General features: G+C 65.6%; 5 protein-coding genes. 3 read left to right on the top strand and 2 right to left on the bottom strand.

Annotation, left to right across the window (positions count from 1 at the left end; genetic code table 11):
• Positions 1-135: 135 nt before the first annotated feature.
• Complete coding sequence (locus tag ABZW16_RS22965) at positions 136-864, bottom strand: peptidylprolyl isomerase (RefSeq protein ID WP_354958008.1); 729 nt, start codon at positions 862-864, stop codon at positions 136-138.
• A gap of 509 nt (positions 865-1,373) precedes the next feature.
• On the opposite strand from ABZW16_RS22965, the gene ABZW16_RS22960 reads away from it, so the two are divergent.
• Positions 1,374-3,119 carry a CocE/NonD family hydrolase gene (locus ABZW16_RS22960; protein ID WP_354958012.1) on the top strand — a complete coding sequence of 582 codons (1,746 nt, stop codon included), beginning with the start codon at positions 1,374-1,376 and terminating at the stop codon, positions 3,117-3,119.
• Here ABZW16_RS22960 and ABZW16_RS22955 read toward each other — a convergent pair.
• Positions 3,116-4,576, bottom strand: coding sequence for an aminotransferase class I/II-fold pyridoxal phosphate-dependent enzyme (locus tag ABZW16_RS22955; RefSeq protein WP_354958007.1), 1,461 nt, complete (start codon positions 4,574-4,576; stop codon positions 3,116-3,118). The genes ABZW16_RS22960 and ABZW16_RS22955 overlap by 4 nt on opposite strands.
• A 122-nt stretch (positions 4,577-4,698) precedes the next feature.
• Between ABZW16_RS22955 and ABZW16_RS22950 the strand changes: the two genes are divergently transcribed.
• Positions 4,699-5,535, top strand: a complete 837-nt coding sequence (locus ABZW16_RS22950; RefSeq protein WP_354958006.1) for a nitrilase-related carbon-nitrogen hydrolase — start codon at positions 4,699-4,701, stop codon at positions 5,533-5,535.
• A 16-nt stretch (positions 5,536-5,551) separates the two neighbouring features.
• Complete coding sequence (gene hydA, locus ABZW16_RS22945; protein WP_354958005.1) at positions 5,552-6,973, top strand: dihydropyrimidinase; 1,422 nt, start codon at positions 5,552-5,554, stop codon at positions 6,971-6,973.
• The last annotated feature ends 47 nt before the right edge of the window (positions 6,974-7,020 follow it).

Below are 7,020 nucleotides of genomic sequence, written 5' to 3'. Positions count from 1 at the left end.
CACTCCAAGTCAAGTCTGTGGCCGCAAATCCGTCCCGCCCCATCGCCTCTCGCAACCACTCTGCGTGGTCGTAACCTCGGCAGAACAGCGGTGGCGGTGCCGCACGAAACGGCACCGCCACCGGGGGTGAATCGATCAGCTCTGGGTCGTGGTGACCGAATTCAGGATGACATCGGCGTTCGGACGGCCGTCCTCGGTGCCGAGCACGACACCCGCGTTGGCGACCTTCTCCAGGACGTCCATTCCGCCGGTGATCTTGCCGAAGGGGGTGTAGTTCGGCGGCAGCGGCGAGTCCTTGTACACCAGGAAGAACTGGCTGCCGTTGGTGTCGGGGCCGGCATTGGCCATGGCGACCGTGCCAGCGGGGTAGGTGGCGCCGTCGAGGTTCTCGTTCGGGAACTGGTAGCCCGGGCCGCCCATACCGGTGGCGCTGGGATCACCGCATTGCAGGATGAAGATGCCGCTGGTGGTCATGCGGTGGCACTGGGTGTGATCGAAGTACTTCTGCCCGGCCAGGAATACGAACGAGTTCACCGTGCGCGGGGCGCGGGCGGCATCCAGGGCGATGGTCACCGTGCCGCAGGTGGACTCCAGCTTCGCGGTGTAGGTCGCGCCGGTATTGATCGCCACCGCGGGTTCGGCGTCCCACTGCTTGATCTCGGGCTTGACCATATCCGGGGCCACGCATCCGGCGACCGGCGCGCTGCCCGGATTCGCCGAGACGCCGCCCGCGGCGAAGACCGCGAGGGCGGTACCGACAGCGAATACGCCGAGGCCCCGTAGCAGGGCGGACCCGACTCGGCGAGGCTGGCGCCTGCTGGGCTGAGGGTGGTCGAATTGCCGCGCCTGCACGTCGCTGCTCACCGGTCGAGGTCTCCTTCTGTTAGGTATCGCATCGGGTGATGCTCAGCGGATCATTCCATCTCGACGCTGCGCGCGGAACGAGATGGTGCATTACGACTGTGTCGCAACAGGAACGCGGACGTATTCAGCCCGGTGAATGCGCTTGGGCCGGGCGGAAAATCAGCGGAAGCGGCTGGAGGTGTCGGTTAGCATGGCTGCGACGGAGGCACATCTGATCGACCATGGCTCGGCACGTACTGAATCTCCGGTGATACCGCCTCCGCAGGAGGTGTATCGACTTGTCCGGATACGCATTCGGCAGCATCGCGCAGCGATTCGATGAGGGGTGGCGGACCGGTGGCGGGTGGGCCATCGTTCGTCTGCTCACCGCCGTGGTGTGCGTCGGTGCGCTGGTCGGTGGGTGCACCGCGAGCACGGATACGAAATCGTCGTCGTATAAGGGTGCTTGGCCGCCCAACGAAGACCGGGGTTCGTGTGCGGTCGACAAGCAGACCGATGTCGCGGCGACGATGCGCGACGGCACGATCCTGCGCGCCGATGTGTACCGTCCGCAGACCAGCGATCCGCTGCCGGTGGTGCTGATGCGCACCCAGTACGGCAAATCCGCAGCCCAGATCCAGCCCTCGCGCTATCGACCGCCGGACTGGTTCGCCTCGCACTGCTACCTGGTGGTCGTCCAGGACGTCCGCGGCATCGGGAATTCCGAGGGCACCTTCACCGAATTCGGCAATGACACCCACGACGGCTACGACACGGTGGAATGGGCCGCGCGACTGCCCGGTTCGAACGGCAAGGTCGGTATGTACGGTTCGTCGTATGTCGGTGCCACGCAATGGCTTGCCGCCATCGAGACGCCACCGCATCTGAGCACCATCGTGCCCGCCAATACCGCCTCCGACTATTACGACGGCTGGACCTACGAGGGCGGCGCATACCGGCTCGGCTTCGTCGAACCATGGGCCATGGGCACAATCGGACTCGAATCCGCCGAGCAGCGTGCCGACAAGGCCACCGCGGACCAACTGGGCACGGATCTGCAGAACATCACCGCATGGCTGAATTACCGCCCGTACAAAGACTTTCCGCCGCTGCAACCGGGCAATCCGGCCGTCGCGCCGTGGTACTTCGACTGGATCCGCAACTCGGTGCGCAACGACTACTGGAAGCAGTGGAGCATCCGCGACCGCTACCCGAATGTGCGGGTGCCGGTGCTCGATATCGAGGGGTGGTACGACGCCTTCCTCGCGGGCGGCGTGGAGAACTTCACCGGCATGGTCGAGCGCGGCGGCGACCCGCAGGCGCGGCAGAACCAGCGATTGGTGATCGGCCCGTGGGACCACCTCGGTTGGGGACGGCCCACCTCGACGATCGCCCCTCGACTCGAGCAGTTGGGGGCGGTCGGCGACAGCCCGATCAACGAGTTGATGCTCGCGTGGTTCGACCACTTCCTGAAGGGACAGGACAACGGCGTATCGGGTAAACCGCGCGTCGACTACTTCCTCATGGGCGCGAATCGATGGAAGTCGGCGCCGAATTGGCCACTGCCGCAAACACAGTGGAAGGAATACTACTTCGCCGATAGTGGCGCCAACAGCGTGGCCGGGAGGGTCGGCAAACTGGTCGAGCGGGCGCCGAACGGACCCGCGGCGCTCGACCGGTACGTCTACGACCCGGCCTCCCCGGCACCGAGCATCGGCGGACATTCGTGCTGTTCGGTGGGCTCGGGCCCGCAGGGACCGTTCGACCAGTCGGCGGTCGAGCAGCGTTCGGATGTGCTCACCTATACGAGCGATCCACTCACTGCGGATACCGAGGTCACCGGTCCGATCACCGTCAAGTTGTGGGCATCGTCCACCGCACCGGATACCGACTTCGTCGCGCGGCTGGAAGTGGTCGCACCCGACGGATCGGCGGTCAACCTCAACAATGGCATCATCCGCGCCGCATTCCGGGACTCGCTGTCCGAACCCACCGCCCTGGTGCCCGGTCAGCCGTATGCGTTCACCATCAAGATCTGGCCGACGAGTTATCAGTTCACGGCGGGCGACCGGATCCGGGTGGCCATCAGCAGCAGCGACTATCCGCAGTACGCGCCGAACCCGAATACCGGCGAACCCTTCGGCGACAGCGCCCGGACACAGCCCGCGACGCAGACCATTTATAAGGATGCCGAGCACCCGTCGTCGGTGGTGCTGCCGATCATTCCGGCCGGAAATAGCGGCTCGACCAGCTTCGACCTCGAGCCGGGGTCTTAGCCGCGCCGGACGCGGCGGTAGGTGGGCGCGGCAGCGGTCGCGGCGGCGAGTTCGCTGGTGAGCCAGTCCAACTCGCCGTCGGCGATCGCGGCGACGGTAATGCGCAGGTGGTCGCCGTGGGGGTGGTCCTCGACCTCGAAGGGGCGCCCGGGTGCGGCCTTGATACCCGCGGCGGCCAGGGAGATCATCGCCGCGTTCTCATCGGCGACCGGCAACCAGAGGTTGATGCCGTCACCACGGGCGACGGTGATGCCCCTGCGCGCCAGGGCGCGGCGGAGTTCGGTTGCTCGCCTGCGGTATTCGGTGCGAGCGGCCGCGACGGTACGCAGGGCGGTGTCGTCGTCGAGCATCGTGAGCAGCAGACGCTGTAGCAGGCGGCTGGTCCAGCCGGGGCCGAGCATGCGGCGATCGATCATCGGGTCGAGCAGATCGGCCGGACCGCCGACCACCGCGAGACGCAGATCCGCGCCGTGCGATTTGGAGTACGAGCGGATGTGCACCGTCTGGTTCGGCAGTCGCGATCCGAGGGAACGCAATGCGGTGGAAGCGATTCCGGCGGAGTGGTCATCCTCGATGACGAGGGTGCCGGTGCCCGCGAGGATATCGGTCAGTTCGCGCGTGCGGGTGGTGGTGAGCGAGGCACCCGTCGGATTCTGCGCACGGGGCTGCAGTATCACGGCGGTGACATCGTGCTCGGTCACGGCGCGGTCGAGATCGTCCGGTAGGAGGCCGGATTCGTCCATGCGAACCGGAATCGGCCGCGCACCCAGACGGGCGAGCAGGTCGAGAAACGGTGGGAAGCAAGGATCTTCGACCGCGACCGCATCGCCGAGGCGGACATGACTGGTGAGCAGTCGGTCGATGGCGTCGAGTGCCCCGTCGAGCACCGCGAGACGTTCGGCGCGGAAGGGCCAGTCGGCGCGCACCTTGGCGGCCAGCTCCGGCAGCACGGCCGCATCGAGGTAGTCGGCGGCCAGACCGCCGCCGCGACCGTGCTCGGTGATCGTCTGCAATGCGGCGACCAGGTCCGGCAGTAGTTCCGGATCGGGGGTGCCGCGGGACAGATCGATGCGGAAGGCGCTATCCGAGGGGGGATGCAGGCGCTGGTAGCGGCCTGTCGGCGGTGCCGGACGGGTGGCGGGGCGTTCGCCGACAAATGTGCCCGCGCGCCCTCGCGCGACGATTGCGCCGGTGGCCGCCAGCGCCCGCCAAGCCTGGTTGACGGTGGCGGGGGAGACCCGCAACTCGCGGGCGACTTCGCGCACGGTCGGCAGCCTCGACCCGGGTGCGATGGCACCGGACCGAATCCGGCGGCTCACCGCGGCCGCAATTCCCGCCGGGGTTCGATCATCGAGATCGGTGTTGAACAGGCCGGACCCGGCTACGGCAGGTGCTTGCGGGGTGTCTCGCACATCGTCTGCGGGCACCTGCGGCGCGGTAGCGGGGTCGAAGTTCACAGCGTCATTCTGCGTCGGGCACAGCGCCGGAACGATGACCGGCCCCAAGGTTTACGGCTACGAAACTGTTTCCGCAATCTTGTAACACAACCGAATTGGTTCGCAGTGAAGTATAACAAAGCATGGGAATCGTTCGAGCCGCGCTCGTCCAGACCAGCTGGACCGGCGATAAAGAGTCCATGATCAAGGCGCACGAGGACTACGCCCGTCAGGCCGCCGCGCAGGGTGCCAAGGTGATCTGCTTCCAGGAGTTGTTCTACGGCCCGTACTTCTGCCAATTGCAGGACGCGAAGTTCTACGACTACGCGGAATCGGTGCCCGGGCCGACCACCGAGCGATTCGCCGCCCTGGCCGAGGAACTGGGCATGGTGATGATTCTGCCGGTGTACGAGCAGGAACAATCGGGTCTGCTCTACAACACCGCGGCGGTCATCGATGCGGACGGCAGCTACCTCGGCAAATACCGTAAACACCACATTCCGCAGGTCAAGGGGTTCTGGGAGAAGTTCTACTTCCGACCGGGCAACCTGGGCTGGCCGGTCTTCGACACCGCGGTCGGCAAGGTCGGCGTCTATATCTGCTACGACCGGCATTTCCCGGAGGGCTGGCGCGCACTCGGTCTGGCGGGCGCGGAGATCGTCTTCAACCCCTCGGCCACCTCACGCGGCCTGTCCGGCTATCTCTGGAAGCTGGAGCAACCGGCCTCGGCGGTCGCCAACGAATATTTCATCGGCGCCATCAACCGGGTCGGCATCGAGGAATACGGCGATGACGATTTCTACGGAACCAGCTATTTCGTGGATCCGGAAGGTAAATTCGTCGGAGACGTCGCCTCGGACACCGATCCCGAACTGGTGGTCCGTGACCTCGATATGGATCTGATCAAGGTGGTGCGCGACCGCTGGGCGTTCTATCGCGATCGCCGCCCCGACGCCTACGGACCACTGGTGGCTCCCTGAGGCTGGTGATATCGATATGACGAAAACATTCATTCACGGCGGCACGGTGGTCTCGGCTACCGGATCGCAATTGCTCGATGTGCTGATCGACGGCGAAACCATTGTCGCGGTCCTGCAGCCCGGCTCCACCGCGCACGGCGCCGACCTGACCGCGTCCGCGGACGCGGTCATCGATGCGACCGGCAAATATGTGATCCCCGGTGGCGTGGACGGCCACACCCATATGCAGCTGCCCTTCGGCGGCACCGAGGCCTCCGACACCTTCGAGACCGGCACCCGCGCCGCCGCCTGGGGCGGTACCACGACCATTGTCGACTTCGCCGTGCAGAAGCCGGGGGAGCGGGTGCAGGACACCCTCGGTCTGTGGCATGAGAAGGCCGCGGGCAACTGCGCGATCGACTACGGATTCCATCAGATCATCGGTGAGGTGAACGACGAATCCCTCAAGGGCATGAGCGAATTGGTGGCCGAGGGCGTCACCAGCTTCAAATTGTTCATGGCCTATCCCGGCGTCTTCTACTCCACCGACGGCCAGATCCTGCGGGCCATGCAAGCGGCGGGCGACCTCGGTGCACTGCTGATGATGCACGCGGAGAACGGCATTGCCATCGATGTGCTGGTCGAACAGGCGCTGGCGCGCGGGGAGACCTCGCCGTACTACCACGGCGTCACCCGGCCGTGGCAGATGGAGGAGGAGGCCACCCACCGCGCGATCATGTTGGCGCAGTTGACCGATGCACCACTGTATGTCGTGCACGTCTCGGCGAAGCAGGCGATGGAACAGATCGTCGCCGCACGGGGTAACGGGCAGAACGTCTTCGGTGAGACCTGTCCGCAGTATCTGTACCTCTCACTCGAAGAGCAGTTGGGCGCACCGGGTTTCGAGGGCGCCAAGTGGGTGTGCTCGACGCCGCTGCGGTCGCGGGCCGAAGGGCATCAGGACGAGTTGTGGCGCTATATCCGCACCGGTGCGGTCACCTCGGTCAGCACCGACCACTGTCCGTTCTGTATGAAGGATCAGAAAGAGCTGGGCGTCGGCGATTTCAGCAAGATCCCCAATGGGATCGGCGGTGTGGAACACCGGATGGATCTGATGTTCCAGGGTGTGAAGAACGGCTGGATCTCGCTGGAACGCTGGGTCGAGGTGTGTTGCACCACGCCCGCGCGGATGTTCGGGATGTACCCGCGCAAGGGTGTCATCAGCCCGGGTGCGGATGCCGACATCGTGATCTACGACCCGAACGGGCACACCAGCATCGGATTCGGCAAGACCCACCACATGAATATGGACCACTCGGCCTGGGAGGGCTTCGAGATCGACGGGCACGTCGACACCGTGCTCTCGCGCGGCCGCGTGATCATCGATGACGGTGCGTATCTGGGCACTGCCGGGCACGGCCGGTTCATCATCCGCGAACTGTCGCAGAACTTGATCTGACGCCGCCGACTCGCACGGCCCGCGTTCTATTCGAAACGGCCGACGTT

Source organism: Nocardia sp. NPDC004604, assembly GCF_040609795.1.
GTDB lineage: Bacteria > Actinomycetota > Actinomycetes > Mycobacteriales > Mycobacteriaceae > Nocardia.
Note: the sequence above shows the minus strand (reverse complement) of the source record. Positions and strands in the feature narration are given on the sequence as shown.

What these genes read in the sequence shown, in the direction of transcription:
- ABZW16_RS22960 (WP_354958012.1), top strand. Translation starts at nt 1,374, where the DNA reads ATGCGCGACGGCACGATCCTGCGCGCCGATGTGTACCGTCCGCAGACC.
- ABZW16_RS22950 (WP_354958006.1), top strand. Translation starts at nt 4,699, where the DNA reads ATGGGAATCGTTCGAGCCGCGCTCGTCCAGACCAGCTGGACCGGCGAT.
- hydA (WP_354958005.1), top strand. Translation starts at nt 5,552, where the DNA reads ATGACGAAAACATTCATTCACGGCGGCACGGTGGTCTCGGCTACCGGA.